The 19,102-nt window shown below is 67.7% G+C and carries 18 protein-coding genes; 8 read left to right on the plus strand and 10 right to left on the minus strand.

Annotated features, from left to right (window positions below):
• Positions 1-38 precede the first annotated feature (38 nt).
• Entirely contained in the window at positions 39-1,076 is a 1,038-nt protein-coding gene (gene fbaA, locus NP4_RS37130) for a class II fructose-bisphosphate aldolase (protein WP_068008461.1), read from the minus strand.
• Positions 1,077-1,274: 198 nt separating this feature from the next.
• On the opposite strand from fbaA, the gene NP4_RS37135 reads away from it, so the two are divergent.
• Both NP4_RS37135 and NP4_RS37140 read left to right on the plus strand, forming a co-directional pair.
• Positions 1,275-1,973, plus strand: a complete 699-nt coding sequence (locus NP4_RS37135; RefSeq protein WP_082876560.1) for a DedA family protein — start codon at positions 1,275-1,277, stop codon at positions 1,971-1,973.
• Positions 1,974-1,977: 4 nt separating this feature from the next.
• Positions 1,978-2,676, plus strand: coding sequence for a DedA family protein (locus tag NP4_RS37140; protein ID WP_068008464.1), 699 nt, complete (start codon positions 1,978-1,980; stop codon positions 2,674-2,676).
• Here the strand turns inward: NP4_RS37140 and NP4_RS37145 are convergent.
• On the minus strand, positions 2,673-3,812 hold the full coding sequence (locus tag NP4_RS37145) for a glycoside hydrolase family 76 protein (RefSeq protein WP_068008468.1): 1,140 nt from the start codon (positions 3,810-3,812) through the stop codon (positions 2,673-2,675). The genes NP4_RS37140 and NP4_RS37145 overlap by 4 nt on opposite strands.
• Positions 3,809-4,825 carry a helix-turn-helix transcriptional regulator gene (locus tag NP4_RS37150; protein ID WP_245998469.1) on the minus strand — a complete coding sequence of 339 codons (1,017 nt, stop codon included), beginning with the start codon at positions 4,823-4,825 and terminating at the stop codon, positions 3,809-3,811. The genes NP4_RS37145 and NP4_RS37150 overlap by 4 nt, the downstream gene beginning before the upstream one ends.
• Positions 4,826-4,885: 60 nt before the next feature.
• Between NP4_RS37150 and NP4_RS37155 the strand changes: the two genes are divergently transcribed.
• Positions 4,886-7,126, plus strand: a complete 2,241-nt coding sequence (locus NP4_RS37155) for an ATP-binding cassette domain-containing protein (RefSeq protein WP_307598987.1) — start codon at positions 4,886-4,888, stop codon at positions 7,124-7,126.
• Here NP4_RS37155 and NP4_RS37160 read toward each other — a convergent pair whose 3' ends face one another.
• The gene (locus NP4_RS37160; protein WP_068008478.1) at positions 7,127-7,807 is read right to left on the minus strand and encodes a TrmH family RNA methyltransferase; all 681 of its coding nucleotides are present in this window, start codon (positions 7,805-7,807) and stop codon (positions 7,127-7,129) included.
• A gap of 139 nt (positions 7,808-7,946) precedes the next feature.
• On the opposite strand from NP4_RS37160, the gene NP4_RS37165 reads away from it, so the two are divergent.
• From NP4_RS37165 to NP4_RS37175, 3 genes are read left to right on the plus strand one after another with little or no spacing between them, the layout of a single operon-like run.
• Complete coding sequence (locus NP4_RS37165) at positions 7,947-9,305, plus strand: sensor histidine kinase (protein WP_245998467.1); 1,359 nt, start codon at positions 7,947-7,949, stop codon at positions 9,303-9,305.
• Complete coding sequence (locus NP4_RS37170) at positions 9,302-9,964, plus strand: LuxR C-terminal-related transcriptional regulator (protein ID WP_082876557.1); 663 nt, start codon at positions 9,302-9,304, stop codon at positions 9,962-9,964. The genes NP4_RS37165 and NP4_RS37170 overlap by 4 nt, the downstream gene beginning before the upstream one ends.
• Before the next feature lie 55 nt (positions 9,965-10,019).
• The gene (locus NP4_RS37175) at positions 10,020-10,466 is read left to right on the plus strand and encodes a hypothetical protein (protein WP_068008485.1); all 447 of its coding nucleotides are present in this window, start codon (positions 10,020-10,022) and stop codon (positions 10,464-10,466) included.
• Here NP4_RS37175 and NP4_RS37180 read toward each other — a convergent pair.
• The 3 genes from NP4_RS37180 to pyrE all read right to left on the minus strand — a co-directional run bounded on the left by NP4_RS37180 (position 10,450) and on the right by pyrE (position 12,894).
• Positions 10,450-11,151 (minus strand): lysoplasmalogenase, encoded by a 702-nt coding sequence (locus tag NP4_RS37180; RefSeq protein ID WP_068008489.1) that lies wholly within the window; start codon positions 11,149-11,151, stop codon positions 10,450-10,452. The genes NP4_RS37175 and NP4_RS37180 overlap by 17 nt on opposite strands.
• A gap of 6 nt (positions 11,152-11,157) precedes the next feature.
• Positions 11,158-12,216, minus strand: a complete 1,059-nt coding sequence (locus NP4_RS37185; RefSeq protein ID WP_068008493.1) for a beta-ketoacyl-ACP synthase III — start codon at positions 12,214-12,216, stop codon at positions 11,158-11,160.
• A gap of 132 nt (positions 12,217-12,348) precedes the next feature.
• On the minus strand, positions 12,349-12,894 hold the full coding sequence (pyrE, locus tag NP4_RS37190; protein ID WP_068008546.1) for an orotate phosphoribosyltransferase: 546 nt from the start codon (positions 12,892-12,894) through the stop codon (positions 12,349-12,351).
• On the opposite strand from pyrE, the gene NP4_RS41400 reads away from it, so the two are divergent.
• Complete coding sequence (locus tag NP4_RS41400; RefSeq protein ID WP_156524972.1) at positions 12,893-13,261, plus strand: hypothetical protein; 369 nt, start codon at positions 12,893-12,895, stop codon at positions 13,259-13,261. The two genes, pyrE and NP4_RS41400, sit on opposite strands and share 2 nt — an antisense overlap.
• Before the next feature lie 62 nt (positions 13,262-13,323).
• Here the strand turns inward: NP4_RS41400 and NP4_RS37195 are convergent, their stop codons facing one another.
• From NP4_RS37195 to clpB, 3 genes are all read right to left on the minus strand, one after another.
• On the minus strand, positions 13,324-14,379 hold the full coding sequence (locus NP4_RS37195; protein ID WP_373863899.1) for a TtfA family protein: 1,056 nt from the start codon (positions 14,377-14,379) through the stop codon (positions 13,324-13,326).
• A 66-nt stretch (positions 14,380-14,445) separates the two neighbouring features.
• Positions 14,446-15,261, minus strand: a complete 816-nt coding sequence (locus tag NP4_RS37200) for a DUF5666 domain-containing protein (RefSeq protein WP_068008496.1) — start codon at positions 15,259-15,261, stop codon at positions 14,446-14,448.
• 92 nt (positions 15,262-15,353) lie between these two features.
• Complete coding sequence (gene clpB, locus NP4_RS37205) at positions 15,354-17,909, minus strand: ATP-dependent chaperone ClpB (RefSeq protein WP_068008554.1); 2,556 nt, start codon at positions 17,907-17,909, stop codon at positions 15,354-15,356.
• Positions 17,910-18,172: 263 nt separating this feature from the next.
• Between clpB and NP4_RS37210 the strand changes: the two genes are divergently transcribed.
• Entirely contained in the window at positions 18,173-19,099 is a 927-nt protein-coding gene (locus NP4_RS37210) for an NADP-dependent oxidoreductase (protein ID WP_245998465.1), read from the plus strand.
• The last annotated feature ends 3 nt before the right edge of the window (positions 19,100-19,102 follow it).

Here is a 19,102-nt window from a genome sequence, read left to right on the forward strand (position 1 = left end):
GGCCGGCGCACACACCGGCCGCACTCTCGCCCCGTCGCCTACTTCGCGCTGACGGACTTGCCGGAGGACTTCAGGTCGTTGCACGCCTCGACCACGCGCGCGGCCATTCCGGATTCGGCCTTCTTCAGGTAGCTGCGCGGGTCGTAGACCTTCTTGTTGCCGACCTCGCCGTCGATCTTCAGCACACCGTCGTAGTTGGCGAACATGTGCCCGACAATCGGGCGGGTGAACGCGTACTGGGTATCGGTGTCGACGTTCATCTTCACCACGCCGTAGCGCAGCGAATCCTCGATCTCGGACTTCAGCGAGCCCGAACCACCGTGGAAGACGAAGTCGAACGGCTTGGCGCCCTCGCCCAGGCCCAGCTTGGCGGCGGCCACGCGCTGGCCCTCGGCCAGCACCTCCGGGCGCAGCTTCACATTGCCCGGCTTGTACACACCGTGCACATTGCCGAAGGTCGCGGCCAGCAGGTACTTACCGCTCTCGCCCGCGCCGAGCGCGTCGATGGTCTTCTCGAAATCCTCGGAGGAGGTGTAGAGCTTCTCGTTAATGGCGTTCTCGACGCCGTCCTCCTCACCGCCGACCACGCCGATCTCGACCTCGAGGATGATGTTGGCCGCGGCAGTCTGCTTCAGCAGTTCCTTGGCGATTTCGAGGTTCTCGTCGATCGGCACCGCCGAGCCGTCCCACATATGCGACTGGAACAGCGGGTTCTGCCCGGCCTTGACACGCTCCTGCGAGATGGCCAGCAGCGGGCGCACGAAGGTGTCCAGCTTGTCCTTCGGGCAGTGGTCGGTGTGCAGCGCGATGGTGATGTCGTAGCGCGCGGCCACCACATGCGCGAATTCCGCGAGCGCGACCGCGCCGGTCACCATATCCTTCACGCCCTGGCCGGAGCCGAATTCGGCGCCGCCGGTGGAGAACTGGATGATGCCGTCGCTGCCGGCCTCGGCGAAACCGCGGATCGCCGCGTTGATCGTCTCCGACGATGTGCAGTTGATCGCGGGGAAAGCGAAGGAGTTCTCTTTGGCCCGACCGAGCATCTCGGCGTAGACCTCCGGAGTCGCGATGGGCACTTGAGTGACCTCCGTTTGTGCGGCGATGAACGTTCTGTCAGGTCATACCCTAATTTCCGGGGCGGTATGGGCGAAAGCCGCCCTCATCACACCCCTGCCGAGAGCGTGCAGGGGACTGGGATCGGCCTGTGAGGTTGCCCCGACGTTCTGTGCGATAGCGAGGTGGCCGGTACTGTGGTGGCCGTGACCATGCTGGCCATATCTGATGCTGTCGCGAGTAGCTCCGGAATCAAAGCGCTGCTCGACCCCATGCACCTTCTCACGGAGACATGGCTGAAGAACGCCGTGCTTCCGGCCATCCTGGTCATCGTCTTCATCGAAACCGGCCTGCTGTTCCCGATCCTGCCGGGCGACTCGCTGCTGTTCACCGGTGGCATGTTGGCCGCGTATACGCATCCGCCCGTCTCGATCTGGGTGCTGGTGCCCGCCGTGGCGATCACCGCGGTCGCGGGCGATCAGTGCGCCTACTGGATCGGCCGGGCCATCGGTCCCGCGCTGTTCCACAAGGAGGACGGGCGCTTCTTCAAGCAGCGCTACGTCACCGAGACGCACGCCTTCTTCGAGAAGTACGGGCCGAAGACCATCATCCTGGGCCGGTTCGTGCCGATCGTGCGCACGTTCATGCCGGTGCTGGCCGGTGTGTCGAAGATGGACTACCGCACCTTCCTCACCTTCGACATCGTCGGCGGCATTCTGTGGGGCGGCGGGGTGACCGTCCTCGGCTACTTCCTCGGCAACGTCGGATTCATCCGCGACCACGTCGAGGCGATCTTCCTACTCATCGTGTTCGTCTCGATCCTGCCCGGCATCATCTCGATCGCGAAGAAGCTGCGCAATCACGAACCGGTCCTCGAGATCGACGAAACCCCCGTCCCGTCCAACGAACCCACGCGCTGACACCTTGCCAACCACGCCGCTACCCCTCGCACTGGGCGGACTCGATCCGCTGCAGTCCGCCGGGCCGGCACTCGTCTGGACCGTCGTCCTCGTCTTCGTGTTCCTCGAGTGCGCACTGATCATCGGCCTGTTCCTGCCCGGCGACTCGATGCTGCTCACCGCAGGCATCGTGCTGGCCTCCCACGAAACCGGCCACGCCCAGGTCTGGGGATTGGCGATCGCGACCATGATCGCCGCGATCGCCGGTAACCAGGTCGGTTACGTCGTCGGCCATCGCACCGGCCACCGCCTGGTCGCCCGCAAGAACGGGCGATATATCAACACGCGCAATCTGAATCGCGTCTCCGAACTGCTGCAGCGGCACGGTTTCCTGGCCGTGCTCGTGGCGCGGTGGATTCCGTGGGTGCGCACGCTGTGCCCGCTGATCGCGGGCGCGGCGGGGATGGACCATCGCCGCTACACCGTGGCCAGTTCTATCGGCGCGGTGATCTGGGCGCCGGTGCTGCTGCTGATCGGCTTCTACGCGGGCGGTTTCCTCGATCGCGTGTCCTGGCTGCTGCCCGCGGTGATCGGCACGCTGGTGGTCGGCCTGATCGCGGGAACTGTACTGGGCATTCGTCAGTACCGCATCGAAATGGCGCGCCCCGTCGAGGATTTCGACCTGGAAACCCAGCCGATCCCGGCGCAGTCGGAGTCGCGTTAGAACCCGGCGGCCGTCACCAGGTAGGCCGCCTCCATCAACATCCATCCCGAAAGCTGAACGGACATATCCCGTTCGGCGGTGCGGGAGGCGGTCACCGAACCGCCCGCGGTGAAATACCCAGCGCCCGAACGGCCGGTGGGCAGTTGGGCGGGCCTGGACCAGTCGGATCCGAACAGCGGTTCGCCCTCGACCTGAAGGCGATGCTCCCAGGCCGCGGCGGCCGAGGTCTTCACGATGGACGCGGCACACCGCCGGGCCTCTGCCTGATCGGCCTGCGTCCCCGGCAGCATGAGCGCCACCAGCGCGAGATAGCGGACCAGGATGCCGTTGAACAGGCCGCCGTCCCCGCCACCGCCGCCGGTGACGATGCCGCGCTCGGTCATCCGCTCCTCGACCCCGCGCAGTAGCCGCCGCACCCGCTCGATATGTCCGAAATCGCCGGTGTGCACGGCCAATTCGGTCTCCAGCCCGAGCACCACGCCCTGGCAGTAGCTGAACACCGGCCGCTCGATCTCGCCCCCGGGCAGATGGATCCCGTCGAGAATCAGGCCCGATTCCGGATCGCGCAGCGTCTTGTCCAGCCAGTCGGCGATATCGGCGGCGCGGTCGTAGTGGCCGAAGCGGGCCAGCGCGATCGCGGCCGGGCCGTTGGCGGGCGCGTTGTAGTAATCCGAGTTCTTCCGCCACGGCAGCGCGCCGATCTGCGGATTGAAGCCGGTGAGCAGATCCTTCTCCAGCGCGATCAGACCGCCGCGCACCTCGGTGATGCCCTGGGTGCGCTCCGCTCGTTCCAGCGCCAGCGCGAGCCAGGCCATATCGTCGTAGTAGTTGTTGGTCCAGCCGGTGAGGTTGCGCAGCCGATGCGAACGCGCGAGGGCGGCGACGCGCCGCTTGCGGGCCGGGGACGGATCGCGATTGGCGGCGTCGACCGCACAGTCGATCAGATGGGCCTGCCACCAGTAGTGCCAGGAGGCGAAGGCCCGTTCCCGCCGGGTCGCCGGCCAGCCCACCACGCCGAGTTCGGTACCCGGGGCCGCCCACAGTCGGCGTAGATGCCGGGACTCGATCGCGGATTCGGCGAGATCGGCCCGCTGGCCCCACACCTCCGGGGTGGGTTGATCACTCCGCGAGATCATGGGTCAATGGTGCCAGCCCGTTTGCCGGCTCGCTCCCGATTTGTTACCCCGATGTGTCGCGACCGCGATCCGGCCGCTGCGTCGAGCCGCTCCGCGAGCTCGGCGCAGCGGCGACGGAACTCCTCGGGCTGTTCGATGACGAAGTCGGCGTCGAGCAGTGCCAGATTGAGAATCAGCCATTCGAAGGAGTCGACCCACGTGGTCACCGAGCACGAGTGCGCATCGATCGGCTCGACGACGCACTCCTGGAATTTGAGGGCGTCGGCGACGGCATCGGCCGCCGCCCGGACCGTGGCGACCGCGCGATGGCGCGGGGCGCTCTGTTCGGAGCGCAGATAGGCCTCCGCCGATTCCGCGGGCAGCGGCCGCGGCTCGAAAGTCGTTCCGGGCGCGGCGAGCTCGGCGATCCGGTCGATGCGGAAGGTGCGCCAATCCGCGCGATCGCGGTCCCAGGCCAGCAGATACCAGCGCAGATGCCGGTAGACCTGGCGATACGGTTCCACACGCCGATCGCTGGTCGCGCCGTCGCGCGCGGTGTAGGTGAAGCTCACATGCTCGTGGTGTGCGGCGGCCGCCGCCAGCCGCGCGAGCAGTTCGGGATCGATCGACGGGGCCCGCGTGGTCGCGGCCTCCAGCGTGCTGCGCAGGGCTACGGCCCTGGCGCGCAGGCGTTTCGGCAGTAATTGATCGATTTTGCCGAAGGCGCGATCGGCCGCCCCGCCGATGCCCGAGGACTCCGCGGTGGCCAGCATGCCCAGCGCGACGACCGTCGCGATCGCCTCGTCATCGTCGAAGACCATCGGCGGCAGCGTGGGCCCGGCCGAGAGCCGATAGAACCCGCCCGGGCCGGGCTGGGTCGCGACCGGATAGCCGTACTCCCGCAGCCGTTCGATATCGCGGCGCACGGTCCGGGGACTGGTTCCCAGCCGCTCGGCCAGTTCGGTACCGCCGAATCGCCGCCCGGTTTGTAGATGGGCGAGGAGTTCGAGCATGCGACGGGTGGTATCCGACATACGTCCATTCTCCCGTAAATGCGGTCATAATCCGTCCGCATCTCCGATTAGCGTCGAGGTATGAATCCGATGACGAGGCAGGACATCCGCATCCGAGGAGCACGAACGAACAATCTGCGCGGCGTCGACATCGACGTGCCACGCAACCGATTGGTGGTTTTCGCGGGAGTGTCCGGCTCGGGGAAGTCGTCGCTGGTGTTCGACACGATCGCCGCCGAGGCCGGATATCAGGTCAACGAGAACTATCCGCCGTTCATCCGCAATCGCCTGCCGCGCTGGGATCGGCCCGAGGTGGATCTGATCGAGGGGCTGTCACCGGTGGTCGTGATCGATCAGAAGCGTCTGGGCGGCAATGCCCGATCGACCGTGGGTACCATCACCGACGCGTATACCTATCTGCGCCTGCTGTTCTCGCGGATCAGCGAGCCGTTCGTGGGCGAGTCGACCCACTTCTCGTTCAACGATCCGTCCGGGATGTGCCCGACCTGCACCGGACTCGGCGAAACCCTGACCCCGGATGTGACCAAACTGGTCGACGACGAACTGTCGCTCGCCGCGGGCGCGATCCTGATGCCCGGCTTCAGCGAGGGCAAGTACTGGCTGCGCCGCTATCTCGGCTATGAGCAGTTCGATGGCGACAAACCGCTGCGGGACTGGGGAAAACGCGAACGCGAGGCGCTGCTGTTCGGCGGCGAGGCGGCCAAGCGGCTCGGACTGCCGAAGGATTACGAGAGTGTGGTGGAGCTGTTCGAGCGCATCTTCCTGCACACCTCCGATAATCTGTCCGACCGCAAACAGGCTGTGCTGGATCGCTTCACGCGCTCGCGGACCTGCCCGGACTGCCACGGCGACCGGTTGGAACCGGCCGCCCGCTCGGCGCGCGTACTCGGGCGCACCATCGGCGAGATGACCCGCATGGAGGTCGAGGAACTGGCCGAACTCGTACTGGACGTGCGCGATTCCGAGGTCGCCCCGGTGGTGTCGGCGCTGCACGACAAGCTGGCCGCCATGACCGCGATCGGCCTGGGCTATCTGTCGCTGGCCCGCGGGACCACCACCCTGTCCGGCGGCGAATCCCAGCGCATCAAGACCGTGCGACATCTGGGCAGCAGCCTGATCGAGATGCTCTACATCTTCGACGAGCCGACCGTGGGCCTGCACCCACACGATGTGCGGTCCACGACCGGATTGCTGAAATCCCTGCGGGACAAGGGTAATTCCGTGCTGGTGGTGGAGCACGATCCGGATGTGATGCGGGTCGCCGACCATATCGTGGAGGTCGGTCCGGCCGCGGGCGCGGACGGCGGGCGGGTGATCTTCGAGGGGGAATTCCCGGGCCTGGCGAAGGCCGACACCCCAACCGGCCGCGCGCTGCGGTCGCGCCGCAGCCCGCGCACGCCCCGGGAGGCGACCGGCAAGGTGCGTGTCGAGAACGCCACCCGCAACAATCTGCGCGAGGTGAGCGTCGATATTCCGACCGGCGTGCTGACCGTGCTGACCGGCGTCGCGGGCTCGGGTAAATCGAGTCTGGCCGCCGAACTGGTGGCCCAGCATCCGGCCACGATCGTCGATCAGCGCCCGGTCACCACCAACCGCCGCTCCACGCCGCTGACCTATTCCGGCGTCGCCACGGCGATTCGAAAGCTGTTCGCGCGCACCAACAATGTGAGCGCCCAGCTGTTCAGCGCCAACTCCGCGGGTGCGTGTCCGGTGTGCAAGGGCATCGGCGTGATCTACACCGACCTCGCCTTCATGGACGGTCAGGAAACGGTCTGCGAGGCCTGCGGCGGCCGCCGCTTCACCGACGAGGTACTCCAATATCGGGTCGACGGCCTGAATATCGCCGATGTCGACGATCTGACCGTCGCCGATGCCGTACGGCGGCTGTCGGATGCCGCCATCACCCGCGCGCTGTGTCACCTCGAGGAGGTCGGCCTGGGCTATCTGCGCCTCGGCCAGCCGCTGACCACACTGTCCGGCGGCGAATGTCAGCGTCTGAAGATCGCCAAGGAACTGGCCCGCCCCGAGCGACACGACCTGTACGTCCTGGACGAGCCGACCACCGGACTGCATCTGTCCGATATCGATACGCTGCTCAGCGTGCTGGACCGGCTCATCGAACAGGGCAACACCCTGGTCGTCATCGAACACAACCTCGATGTCATCCGCGCGGCCGACCATGTGATCGACCTGGGCCCCGGAGCGGGCCGCCGCGGCGGCTCGGTCGTCTACGAGGGCGCCCCGGAAGACCTTGCGAAGCACAAGGATTCGATCACCGGCGCGGCGTTGCGCGCGGAATAGCTACCAGGCCGTGGTCAGATCCGCGTGCTGCCGAATCCAGGCGTGCATGGCGATTCCGGCCGCCACCCCGGCGTTGATGCTGCGCGTCGAACCGAACTGGGCGATCGAAACGGTCATGACCGCGGCCTGTTTCGCGTCCTCGGTGACGCCGGGACCCTCCTGTCCGAACAGCAGCAGACAGTTGCGCGGCAGCCGGGCGGTCTCGAGCGGGACCGAACCGGGGATATTGTCGACCGCGACCACCATCAGCTCCTCGCGCTCGGCGAAGGTCAGCAGATCGGCCACCTCGGCGTGGTGTTCGATGCGCTGATAGCGGTCGGTGACCATGGCGCCGCGGCGATTCCAGCGCCTACGACCCACGATATGCACCGCGGCCGCGGCGAAGGCGTTGGCCGTGCGCACGACCGTGCCGATATTCGCGTCGTGCCCGAAGTTCTCGATGGCCACATGGAAGGGGTGGCGGCGACGATCGATATCGGAGACGATCGCCTCACGCCGCCAGTACCGATAGGCATCGACCACATTGCGCCGATCGCCGTGCGCGAGCAGTTCGGGATCCAGGCGCGGATCCTCCGGCGGCGGCGTGCCGAACTCCTCCGCCCACGGCCCCACACCGTGCGGATGCTCACCCCATTCGGTGGGGCCGGGCAGCTGATGATCCTCGGGCACGGCGGTGCTCATGACGGCGGGGGCGGGGGACAACTCACGGGCGACATCGTAGCGGCGGGCTAGGCTCGTCCCCGGGGTGTGGCTGCCCCCACCACCGATTCGGTGGGCTGCTCCCTCGCCCGCGAACGTCGCGACGACCAGCATGGAACCTATGACCGAGACCTATACCGAGCCGATCGCCGCACCCTCGGGCGAGCGGTCCGGCCGCGTGGCGCGCACCTTCCTGCGCGCCCCCTTCCAGGCCCGCACCTGGAAGGAGTTCGCCTATCTGCTGGTCGTCATGGTGCTGGGCGGATTCGCGATGCTCTACATCCTCATGATGTATCCCATCAGCGCCGGGGCCTCGATCTTCCTGCTCGGCATCCCGCTCGCGGCGGTGCTGCTGGGCGGTCGGGTCTGGGGACGGATCTATCGCACGCTGTCGGGCGCGCTGCTGGACACCCCGATTCCCGCGCCGCCGCCGTTCCAGCCGCGGCCGGGGCTGTTCGGCTGGTTCCGCAGCGTCTTCACCGATCTCACCTCGTGGCGCGCGCTGGTCTTCCTGGTGGCCGAGGTCGCCCTCGGCTTCTTCGGCGGCTACGTGATCATGGTGACCATCGCGATGACGGTGTTCACCGCGATCTCGGTGGTTCCGTGGGCGCTGGCGAATCCGACCAATGTCGACGCCGAGGGCAACGTCCATCATTCGCTGGCCCAGTTCGGCGACTACTACATCGACACCTGGCCCCGGGCCCTGGGCATGTCCGCGGTCGGCGTATTGGCCTGCTTCCTGCTGCCGTGGCTGATCCGGGGCGTCTGCTGGGTGCACCGGCTGCTGACCCTGGCCCTGTTGACGCCCACCGCGCGCGATCGCCGCATGATCGAACTGCAGGAGAGCCGCCGGGTCGCCGTCGAGGATTCCGCCGCCACTCTGCGCCGACTCGAACGCGATCTGCACGACGGCACCCAGGCCCGGCTGGTCACCATCGCCATGACCCTGGGCCGCGCCGAGGAGCGCATCGCCGAGGGCGCCGACGCCGCGACCCTGATCGCCGACGCCCGGGCCAGTTCCAAGGAGGCCATCACCGAACTGCGGGAGCTGGTGCGTGGAATCCATCCGCCCGCATTGGAATTGGGCCTGGAACCGGCGCTGGAAACCCTCGCGGCCCGCTGCGCGATACCGGTCGAGCTGCGGATGCATCTGACCCGGCGGCCGTCCCCCGCGATCGAGGCCATCGCCTACTTCTCGGTCGCCGAACTGCTCACCAATGTCGTCAAACACGCCGGGGCCGAACGGGCCTGGGTCACGGTGCTGCCCGCCGAGGCGGGCGCCATGGCCGTCGCCGTGCGCGACAACGGCCGCGGCGGCGTCCTGCAGCCCACCGCGCCGAATGGGGAGGCCGTTGTGGCGGGCGGACTTTCGGGCCTGGCCGCGCGTGCCCGCGCGGTGGACGGCAACCTGACCGTGGACAGCCCGGTGGGCGGTCCGACCGTCGTCACCCTGACCCTTCCGATTGCGGGGCCACAATGAACGCACCAGCAAAGCCACTGCGCATCGTGATCGCCGAGGACAGCGCTATCCTGCGCGACGGGCTGGCCGGACTGCTGACCGACCGCGGCCACGAGGTGGTCGACATGGTCGGCGACGCAACCCGATTGAGCGAGGTCATCGCCGAACACCGGCCCGATGTGGCGGTGGTCGATGTACGGATGCCGCCGACGTTCACCGACGAGGGCCTGCTGGCCGCCATCGAACTGCGCCGGAAATTCCCCGAGACCGGGGTGCTGGTGTTCTCGCAGTGGGTCGAAACCCGCTATGCCACCGAACTTCTCGCGGGCGGTGCGAACGGGGTCGGCTATCTGCTCAAGGACCGGGTCGCCGACGTCCGGGAATTCGTCGACGCGCTGCGCCGGGTCGCGACCGGCGGCACGGCCCTGGATCCGGAAGTGGTGAGTCAGCTGATGGGCGCCGCACGACAACAGGATTCGCTGGCCCGGCTGACCCCGCGCGAACGCGAGGTACTCGAACTCATGGCCCAGGGCCTGTCCAATGCGGCGATCGCCAACGCGCTGACCGTCACCGAGCGCGCGGTCGAGAAGCATATCGGCAATATCTTCCTGAAATTGGAGCTGCCGCCGTCGGATCTGCATCACCGCCGGGTGCTCGCGGTATTGCGGCTCAAGTCGTGAACACCGGCCCCACACCGCGCCTATCCTGGAGTTCCGGAAGCGGTGGAGGGGTCTCATGGACCACACACGCATTCTTCGCACCGTGCTCGGCGTGACCGTCGGGTACCTGGTTCTGCTCGCGTTCTGGCTCGGCTGGATCGTGCGTCACACGCCGCCCGGCACGTGGCCGTTCCAACTGATCGCGCTGGTCGGCGCGTTCGGATCCTGTGTCGGCCTCGGCCTGCTACTGGCCCAGCGTCCCACCCGCGCCGACCGCCGCCTGCTGCGCCACGGGCTCGAGGGCTGGGCGACCATCGAGGCGATCCACCCGCTCGAACCCACCGACCATCACACCGAACTGGCCGAACTGGATCTGCGCCTGACCGTACCGGGCTCGGAAAGTTACCGCGGCACCATCGTCTTCGACGTTGCCCCGATCGATCGACCGAGAATCATTGTCGGAGAGACCATTTCGATCCGGGTGGACCCCTCCGACCGCGACCGCATCATGCTCTGTCTGTGACTTCGTGGACGCGCGGATCGGTCAGCAGGTACTGGGCCGCGGCATAGGTCGACAGGATCACACTCTCGGTCACCCGCCGGGACCGCGCACCCCGGGCGAACAGGCGACGCAGGACGATCAGACCGTCGGAGACGGTGAACAGCAGCGCGCCCACGCCGAGGCGACTGCGCGGGTCGCGGGACGGGATATTGGTTCCCGCAATGTTTTCGGCCCCAGGCGCCAGTCGCGGATCGGAGGCGAGTACGGCCGCCGTCCCGAGTGTCACTCCGTAGGACGACAGCGGCACAGCCAGATTCGGGGCCTTGGCCCGTAGCAGCCCGGCCGCACCGAGCCAGGCCGCCAGGCGCGGCACGGCCACCCGCACCCGCGGCCGCGCGCCGCGGCGCAACCACAGCGCCGAATATCCGGCCTGCATCACCGCGAAAGACGATGCGCCCGCGACCAATCGCCGATCGTCGTCGGGATCTATCAACAGCACGTCACCGACCGTCGCGGCGGCCAGCGATCCGAGCAGCAGGGTCCGATCCGCCGGGGCGAGCGCGCGACCGCCGTGCAGCGCATCGGCCGCCAGCAGCGGCATCAGCAGCGGTTTCGAAAACCACTGCAGCCGTTCGCGACCGCTGACCGCGCCGTAGACCGTGACCAGCGCGGCGCCGACGTAGGCCGCGCGAAAGGGACGAACCATCGGCGATCAGAAGCTCGGCTCGGCGGGCGCGGGCGGCAGCGTGACCACCTGACCGGCGTAGCTGAGTCCGGCGCCGAAGCCGAGGACCAGGGCCAGCTGCCCGCCCTTGGCCTTGCCGGTCACCAGCATCTCCTCCATGGCCAACGGAATCGAGGCGGCCGAGGTGTTGCCGGTGTTCTCGATATCGTTGGCCATCGGAATATCGTCGGCGAGGCCGAGATTCTTCTTCATCAGCTCGTTGATCCGGGCATTGGCCTGATGCGGGATGAAGACCTCGATATCGTCGATGGCCACCCCGGACACCTCGAGCGCGGTGGACAGCGCCCGCGGCAGCGTGACCGCCGCCCAGCGGAACACCCGCTGCCCCTCCATCCGCAGCGACATCCGGCCGATTGGCTCGATCGCCGGATCGGTGCCCTGCATGGCCTGGGCCTTGTTCATGAATTCGAGGAAGTCGACATCCTGCGAGATCGCCTCGGCGTTCTCGCCGTCACTGCCCCATACCGTCGGGGAGATGCCGTTCTCCTCGCTCGGCCCGACCAGCACCGCGCCCGCACCGTCGCCGAAGATCATCGCGGTGCCGCGGTCGGTCGGGTCGAGGCCGACGGTCATCGTCTCCGCGCCGATCACCAGCACGTACTCCGAGGATCCGGCGCGGATCAGATCGGCGGCCACCCCGAGGGCATAGCCGAATCCGCCGCAGCCGGAGGTCAGGTCGAAGGCGGGAATGCCATTGATACCGAGGTCGTATGCCACCGAGGGCGCGCCGTGCGGAGTCAGTTTCAACCAGCTGGAGGTGGCCAGGATAACGGCGCCGATCTTGGTCCGGTCGACGCCGCTGTTGCTGATCGCCCGCTCACCCGCGGCCGCCGCGATCGAGCGCAGGGTCTCCTCACCACTGATCCAGCGGCGGTTGCGGATGCCGGTGCGCTCGAAGATCCATTCCGGAGTCGAGTCGAGAACCTCACACACCTCGGCGTTGCTGACAATGCGCTTGGGTCGGTAGGCGCCGATGCCGAGCATCGCGACATTCTGGCGACCCCTGTTCACTGCAATGCTCACCACGGTGCCTCACACGACCCTTCACCACTGACGGACCAACAGCGTCCAGGCTAACCCAGCCCGTCGGGTTGGCCCAGCGCGTGATGCGCTTCTCACGCCGGGCCGCAGACGCCGTCGGCCCAGCGCAGGAGGGGTTCAGCCGAGGGAAAGATCCTTCAGGCTCAGGATCGAGCGGTACTCCAGACCCTCCGCGGCGATCACTTGATCGGCGCCGGTCTCGCGGTCCACGACGGTCGCCACGCCGACCACCGTCGCCCCGGCGTCGCGCAGCGCGCGCACGGCGGTCAGCGGGGAGTTGCCGGTTGTTGTCGTATCCTCCACCACCAGAACGCGTTTGCCGGCGACATCGGGACCCTCGATCTGACGCTGCATGCCGTGGGTCTTGGCGGCCTTGCGAACCACGAACGCGTCCAGCGGACGACCGGGCGCGTGCAGGACGGCCAGTGCCACCGGATCGGCGCCCATGGTGAGTCCGCCCACGGCGTCGAACTCCCAGTCCGACACCAGCTCCCGCAGCAGTTTGCCGATCAGCGGGGCGGCCTGATGCTGCAGGGTGGCCCGGCGCAGGTCGACGTAGTAGTCGGCCTCCTTACCCGATGACAGGATGACCTTGCCGTGTACGACGGCGAGCTCGCGGACGAGCTCGGCCAATCTATCTCGGTCCGCGGTCGACTCGATCATGTTCAATCCTTCCGGATGCGTTGAAGATGCCTCGGTTGAGGCGGCCCTGAAGGACCGCGGGAGCAGTCCGGCGACCGCCGTCAGCGCTTTGTACTGCACACCGGGCACGCTGATCACCCGGTTCTTCTCCAGGTCGCCGAGCCACAACGGTTTCGGCAGCGACGACACCTCGATACCGGCACGCCGGTGGAATTCGGTGCGCACGCCCGGCTGGTTCCGCGGCCGGGCCCTCGGTAAAGAATATGACGTGGGCCTCGGCGGCCCCGTAGCCGATCATCGCGGGCAGCGCCGCGCGCGTGAGTTCCATCACGGCGGTGGCATTCAGCGCCGACCGGACCCGCGGGACATGCGCCTGCCCGATGTCTGAGGCGGGGGCGGTGACCTGTGCGACGGGTCGGGAGGTGCCGGGCAGACGCGCGGCGGGTGGGGTCACCGGGGTGCGGGGCCCTGATACGGGCGGAATCCGGGATGGAACGGTCCCCCGGGTCGATCGGGGAGCTCGTCCTCGACGAAGGTGTCCTCGAATTCGTCCGCGCCCGCCTCGTCGTCGTCGGGCAGTTCCTCGGCCGGTGGCCAATTGCGCCGAACGCGGTTGCGGGGATCGGGTACGACGGCCAGCGCGGGACGGCGCGGGGGCTCCGAATCGGATTCGCCCGCAATGTCTTTGACCAGCGGGGTGTAGTCCTCGGCGTCCTCGTCGCGGTATTCGTAGCGGTAGTTGTCGTCGTAATCGGGCTCGGGTTCGGGCGATTGCGGCGGCAGGACGCGGGCGGCTCCGGCCGGGTGGGCGGGGGCCCCCTCCGGTTCGGGGGTCGCGGCGGCGCGGGGGCGCGGTTCGTGGCTCTCGGCCTCACCGCGGCCGTGATCACCGGCCACCGGCGGCAGCACATGCAGCAGACCCGACAGCCGCAGCACCACATCGATGGCAGCCTCCCAGTCCTTGGCGGAGGTGCCCACCGGAAGCATGCCCAGGGTCCAATTGCCCTCGCTCCACAGCTGCTGCACCGACTCCGGGAGGGTTTCGATGAAGGCGACCATGCGCTGATCGACGGCGTGGCGGGCGATATCGGGATTGGTGGCGAACACGACCCGATCGCCGATCGCGCCGAGCAGTTCCAGATCGGCGTCCTTGGGCGGCGCGGCGGTCTTCAGCCGTAGGTCGATATCGATATCGGAACCGATCTGGCGACGCACCGCGACCAGGGTCGCCGCATCCTCCAGATCGAACAGCACGAACTTCTCGCCGCGGCGGTTACCGGAGACCACGTCGACCGCGGAGAGGTAGCCGAGTTTGGCCATCGCACCCCGCCGCCAGGTCGAGGCCAGCGACGGCTCCACCGAGACATAGGTGTAGCCCTGCGATTTCGCCCACACCTGACGCACGTGACCGGTCCGCTGTCGCTGGAGCCGATCGAAATACAGCAGCACGATCGCACCAACCAGTGCGATCGCCGCCAGCCCGAACCACATCGCCGTCATCGCCATCAAGCACGAGTCTAGAGCTACCGGTGTCCGCAGGGGGTCTCGCGGCACCCCGTGTTCGGGGCGGAACTAGCGCGGACCGCTCAGGGCCGTGCTGATGATGATCTTCGCGAGGATCGAACCATCCGGGGACTTGTCACCCTGGACCACGACCATATCGCCGATGTGCAGGTCGGCAACCTTGCCCGAACCCGAGCTCACCACTTGGGTTTTCGAGTCGGTGTGCACGGTGACGGTCGCGCCGAGCAGTGAGTCGATGGTCAGCGTGGCGCCGTCGTTGGACCTGATCGTGCCCATCGTGGCGCCGAGACTATCGATATCGCCGAGGCCCGGCAGCGGCGGCATACTCGGCTGGGTGCCGTTGGGGGTGCGCTGCGGCGGGATCACCGGAATTCGGGTGGGGACCGAGCGGGTGGTGGTGCCCGAGGCGGAGGTGCTGGTCGAATCGTTGCCAGCCAGCCACAGACCGAATGCGATTCCGCCCAGCACGACCACCGCGAAAAGCGCGAGGGTCAGCCCGATCCACAATCCCGTCCGTTTACGCCGGGGCGGCTGCACCGGCAGCCCCGTCGGACCGTAAGGCCCGCCCGGCGGCGGCGCACCGGGCGAGTTCCATTGCTGTTCATACCCTCCGGGCGCGCCGTATCCGCTCTCGTAGGCGCCCCACTGGGTGTCGTACGCGGGCATCTCCCGGGTGGCATTGGGTCCGGGCGGCTGCTCGAAGTATTGGGTCGGCTCGGCCGGACTGCTCCCGTACCCGTACGCATCCGAGTACTCCGATGTGTGCCGTGGCACCTCGCCCGCCCGGCCCGGCACTCCGACCTGCTCGGTCGGCGCATCGGGCGAATCCGGTCGCTGCGCCCACGGGTCGCTCGGATTCGTCATGCGAACCAGGGTAGGTGCAGATGTCGAATACATGCCGTCTTTACACGTGGCGGGGCCTGGGGAGTGGCCAACCCCCAGACCCCGCCGACGCCTCATCGGCCCACGATCAACCCATCCCCATCGGGGGAGACATTGACCTTCACCAGATCTCCGTCGGCCACCTCACCGGCCAATAGTTCCTTGGCCAGCGAATCGCCGATGGCCTGCTGGATGAGCCGGCGCAGCGGGCGGGCGCCGTAGACCGGGTCGTAGCCGCGCACGGCCAGCCAGAACCGTGCCGAATCGCTCACATCCAACTTCAGCCGGCGCTGGGCCAGGCGCTTCTGCAGTTGCGCCAGCTGGATGTCGACGATGTCCTCGAGCTGCTCCTCGTTCAGCGGCTCGAACATCACCACGTCGTCGAGCCGGTTGAGGAATTCCGGCTTGAACGCCGAACGCACCGCGTTCATCACATGCTCGCGCTCGCCACCCGCACCCAGATTCGAGGTGAGGATGAGGATCGTATTGCGGAAGTCGACCGTGCGGCCCTGGCCGTCGGTGAGCCGTCCCTCGTCGAGCACCTGCAGCAGAATGTCGAACACATCCGGATGGGCCTTCTCGATCTCGTCGAACAGCACCACCGTGTAGGGCCGCCGCCGCACCGCCTCGGTCAGCTGACCGCCCTGGTCGTAGCCGACGTATCCGGGCGGCGCACCGACCAGGCGAGCCACCGAATGCTTCTCGGAGTACTCGCTCATATCGATACGGATCATGGCGCGCTCGTCGTCGAACAGGAAGTCCGCCAACGCCTTCGCCAGCTCGGTCTTACCGACACCGGTCGGTCCGACGAACATGAACGATCCGGTCGGCCGATTCGGATCAGCGACACCGGCCCGGGCGCGGCGCACGGCATCGGAGACCGCGGTGACGGCAGCGGACTGTCCGACGACCCGCTTGCCCAGCTCCTCCTCCATGCGCAGCAGCTTCTGGGTCTCACCCTCGAGCATGCGGCCCACGGGAATTCCGGTCCACGCCGACACCACCTCGGCGATATCGTCCGGGCCGACCTCTTCCTTGAGCATCACCTGCCCGTCGGGGGCGGCCCCGGCCTTCCGCTCGGCCTCGGCATACTCCTTCTCCAACTGCGGGATTCGCCCGTAGCGCAGTTCGGCGGCCTTACCCAGATCGCCGTCGCGTTCGGCGCGCTCGGATTCGCCCTTCAGCGATTCCAGCTGCTCCTTGATCACGCGCACCGAGTCGATGGCCTGCTTCTCGTTCTGCCAACGGGTCATCAGCTGATTGAGCTTCTCGCGGTCGTCGGCGAGTTCGGAGCGCAACTTCTCCAGTCGCTGCTTGGAGGCCTCGTCGGTCTCCTTGGCCAGCGCCATCTCCTCGATCTCGAGGCGACGCACCGCGCGCTCGATCTCATCGATCTCCACCGGGCGCGAGTCGATCTCCATGCGCAGCCGCGAGGCCGACTCGTCGACCAGGTCGATCGCCTTGTCCGGCAGGAACCGGGAGGTGATGTAGCGGTCGGAGAGCGTGGCCGCGGCCACCAGCGCGGAGTCGGTGATGCGCACGCCGTGGTGCACCTCGTAGCGCTCCTTGAGTCCGCGCAGGATGCCGATGGTGTCCTCCACCGACGGCTCACCGACCAGCACCTGCTGGAATCGGCGCTCCAGGGCCGGATCCTTCTCGATGTGCTGGCGGTATTCGTCGAGGGTGGTCGCGCCGACCAGGCGCAGCTCGCCGCGGGCCAGCATGGGCTTGATCATGTTGCCCGCGTCCATGGCCGACTCGCCGGTGGCTCCGGCGCCGACGATGGTGTGCAGCTCGTCGATGAATGTGATGATCTGTCCCGCACTGGATTTGATCTCCTCGAGCACGGCCTTGAGCCGCTCCTCGAATTCGCCGCGGTATTTCGCACCCGCGACCATCGCGCCGAGATCCAGCGAGATCAGCCGCTTACCGCGCAGCGACTCCGGCACATCGCCGGCGATGATGCGCTGGGCCAAGCCCTCCACGATCGCGGTCTTACCCACGCCGGGCTCGCCGATCAGCACCGGATTGTTCTTGGTGCGCCGGCTCAAAACCTGTACGACGCGGCGGATCTCGGTATCGCGGCCGATGACCGGATCGAGTTTGCCCTCGCGCGCGGCGGCGGTCAGATCGGTCGAATACTTCTCCAGCGCCTGATAGCTGCCCTCGGGATCGGGCGAGGTGACCCGCGCGTTGCCGCGCACGGCGGTGAACGCCTCACGCAGCGCGTCGGTGCTCGCGCCGTACTTCAGCAGCAACTGGGAGATATCGGAATCGCCCTCGGCCAGACCGACCATCAGATGTTCGGTCGAGACGTATTCGTCGCCGAGTTCGGTGGCGAGGTGCTGCGCGGCCGTCACGGCGGCCAGCGCCTCGCGGCCGAGCTGCGGGGTGGTGGTCGCGCCGCTGGCTCGCGGCAGCCGATCGACGATGTCCTGGGCCTCGCGCCGAACCGTTGCCGGGTCGACACCGACGGCCTTCAACAGGGGGGCGGCGATGCCGTCGGTCTGATCCAGCAACGCCACCAGCAAGTGGCCCGGACGGATCTCCGGGTTGCCCGCGGCCGAGGCCGCCTGCAGGGCGGCGGTCAGGGCCGCCTGGGTCTTGGTGGTGGGATTGAACGAGTCCACGGTCACCTTCCTACTGGTCGCTTACGACAGATCCAACGTCGCGGGAGTTGAGTCTGTTCCGCTCAAGTCTGGAAAATTTCGGCGTACTTCGCAACGTCCAAAAGACCCCGGGCCGAATCTACGCGCCCAAACAAACCGACAACCCTCGCTTACGTAACGATCCGGTCGTCGCCACATACGATGTCCGGGGCCGTCCGAGTAATCCTCAACCCCTGTGACCAGAAAGTTTCCGTCCGGAAAGGATCGGAGCGACGATGCGCGCGATGGTGGTACGCGAGTTCGGTGGCACCCCGGAACACACCGAGATGCCGACTCCCGACGCCCGATCGGGGCAGATGCTGATCCGTCTCGCTGCCGCCGGGCTCACCACCTACGACCGAATGCTCATCGACGGCCTGCTCGCCGACAGACTTCCGCACGATTTCCCCATGATCCCGGGTATCGACGGCGCGGGCACGGTATCGGCGATAGGTGAGGATGTGACCGCCTTCGCGGTCGGCGATCGGGTCGTGGGCACCTTCCTGGCCCCGCGCGCCGGACACGGCAGCTTCGCCGAATACACCACCGCGCCCGCGGATGGCACCGTCGCACGCATCCCCGAGGGGATCGCCACCGTGCAGGCCGCGGCGCTGCCCACGGCCGGGCTCACCGCGCAGCGGCTGGTCGACGCGGCCGAACTCGCCCCGGGGCAGTGGGTTCTGATCAATTGCGCCGCGGGCGATGTCGGCACGTTCACCATGCAGCTCGCGGCCATCGCGGGCGCCCGGGTCATCGCCGTCGCCCGGCCCGACGACACCGATCGGATGATCCGCCTGGGCGCGACCGAGGTCCTCGACTACCTCGAGGCGCCCGTGGTCGATCAGATTCGCGACAACCATCCCCAGGGCGTGGACGTGCTGTTCGATCCGATATCCGCCCCCGCGACCCTGACCCATCTGAGCCGGGTCGTCCGGACCGGCGGCAAGGTGTTCAGCACGGTCGGGGCCGCCGATGTCGAATCGCTGCGCGCCCGCGGGCTACAGGGCGGCAACGTCGAGCCCACCGGGGATGCGGCGGAGTTGCGGCGGGTGTTGCAACGCGTGGTCGCGGGTGACATGGTGGTCCCCGTCGATATCGCCCGCCCGCTGGTCGAACTACCGCAGATGCTCGACCTCGAAGACCGTGGCGGCAAGGCGGTCCTCGTCATCTGAGGC

The sequence above is a fragment of the Nocardia pseudobrasiliensis NBRC 108224 genome (assembly GCF_001613105.1).
Taxonomy (GTDB): domain Bacteria; phylum Actinomycetota; class Actinomycetes; order Mycobacteriales; family Mycobacteriaceae; genus Nocardia; species Nocardia pseudobrasiliensis.

Excerpts from the sequence above, each read along its gene's own strand:
- NP4_RS37145 (WP_068008468.1), bottom strand. The coding sequence starts at position 3,812 with ATGATCTCGCGGAGTGATCAACCCACCCCGGAGGTGTGGGGCCAGCGG.
- NP4_RS37150 (WP_245998469.1), bottom strand. The coding sequence starts at position 4,825 with ATGTCGGATACCACCCGTCGCATGCTCGAACTCCTCGCCCATCTACAA.
- NP4_RS37155 (WP_307598987.1), top strand. The coding sequence starts at position 4,886 with ATGAATCCGATGACGAGGCAGGACATCCGCATCCGAGGAGCACGAACG.
- NP4_RS37160 (WP_068008478.1), bottom strand. The coding sequence starts at position 7,807 with ATGAGCACCGCCGTGCCCGAGGATCATCAGCTGCCCGGCCCCACCGAA.
- NP4_RS37165 (WP_245998467.1), top strand. The coding sequence starts at position 7,947 with ATGACCGAGACCTATACCGAGCCGATCGCCGCACCCTCGGGCGAGCGG.
- NP4_RS37170 (WP_082876557.1), top strand. The coding sequence starts at position 9,302 with ATGAACGCACCAGCAAAGCCACTGCGCATCGTGATCGCCGAGGACAGC.
- NP4_RS37175 (WP_068008485.1), top strand. The coding sequence starts at position 10,020 with ATGGACCACACACGCATTCTTCGCACCGTGCTCGGCGTGACCGTCGGG.
- NP4_RS37180 (WP_068008489.1), bottom strand. The coding sequence starts at position 11,151 with ATGGTTCGTCCCTTTCGCGCGGCCTACGTCGGCGCCGCGCTGGTCACG.
- NP4_RS41400 (WP_156524972.1), top strand. The coding sequence starts at position 12,893 with ATGTTCAATCCTTCCGGATGCGTTGAAGATGCCTCGGTTGAGGCGGCC.
- pyrE (WP_068008546.1), bottom strand. The coding sequence starts at position 12,894 with ATGATCGAGTCGACCGCGGACCGAGATAGATTGGCCGAGCTCGTCCGC.
- NP4_RS37195 (WP_373863899.1), bottom strand. The coding sequence starts at position 14,379 with ATGGCGATGACGGCGATGTGGTTCGGGCTGGCGGCGATCGCACTGGTT.
- NP4_RS37200 (WP_068008496.1), bottom strand. The coding sequence starts at position 15,261 with ATGACGAATCCGAGCGACCCGTGGGCGCAGCGACCGGATTCGCCCGAT.
- NP4_RS37210 (WP_245998465.1), top strand. The coding sequence starts at position 18,173 with ATGGTGGTACGCGAGTTCGGTGGCACCCCGGAACACACCGAGATGCCG.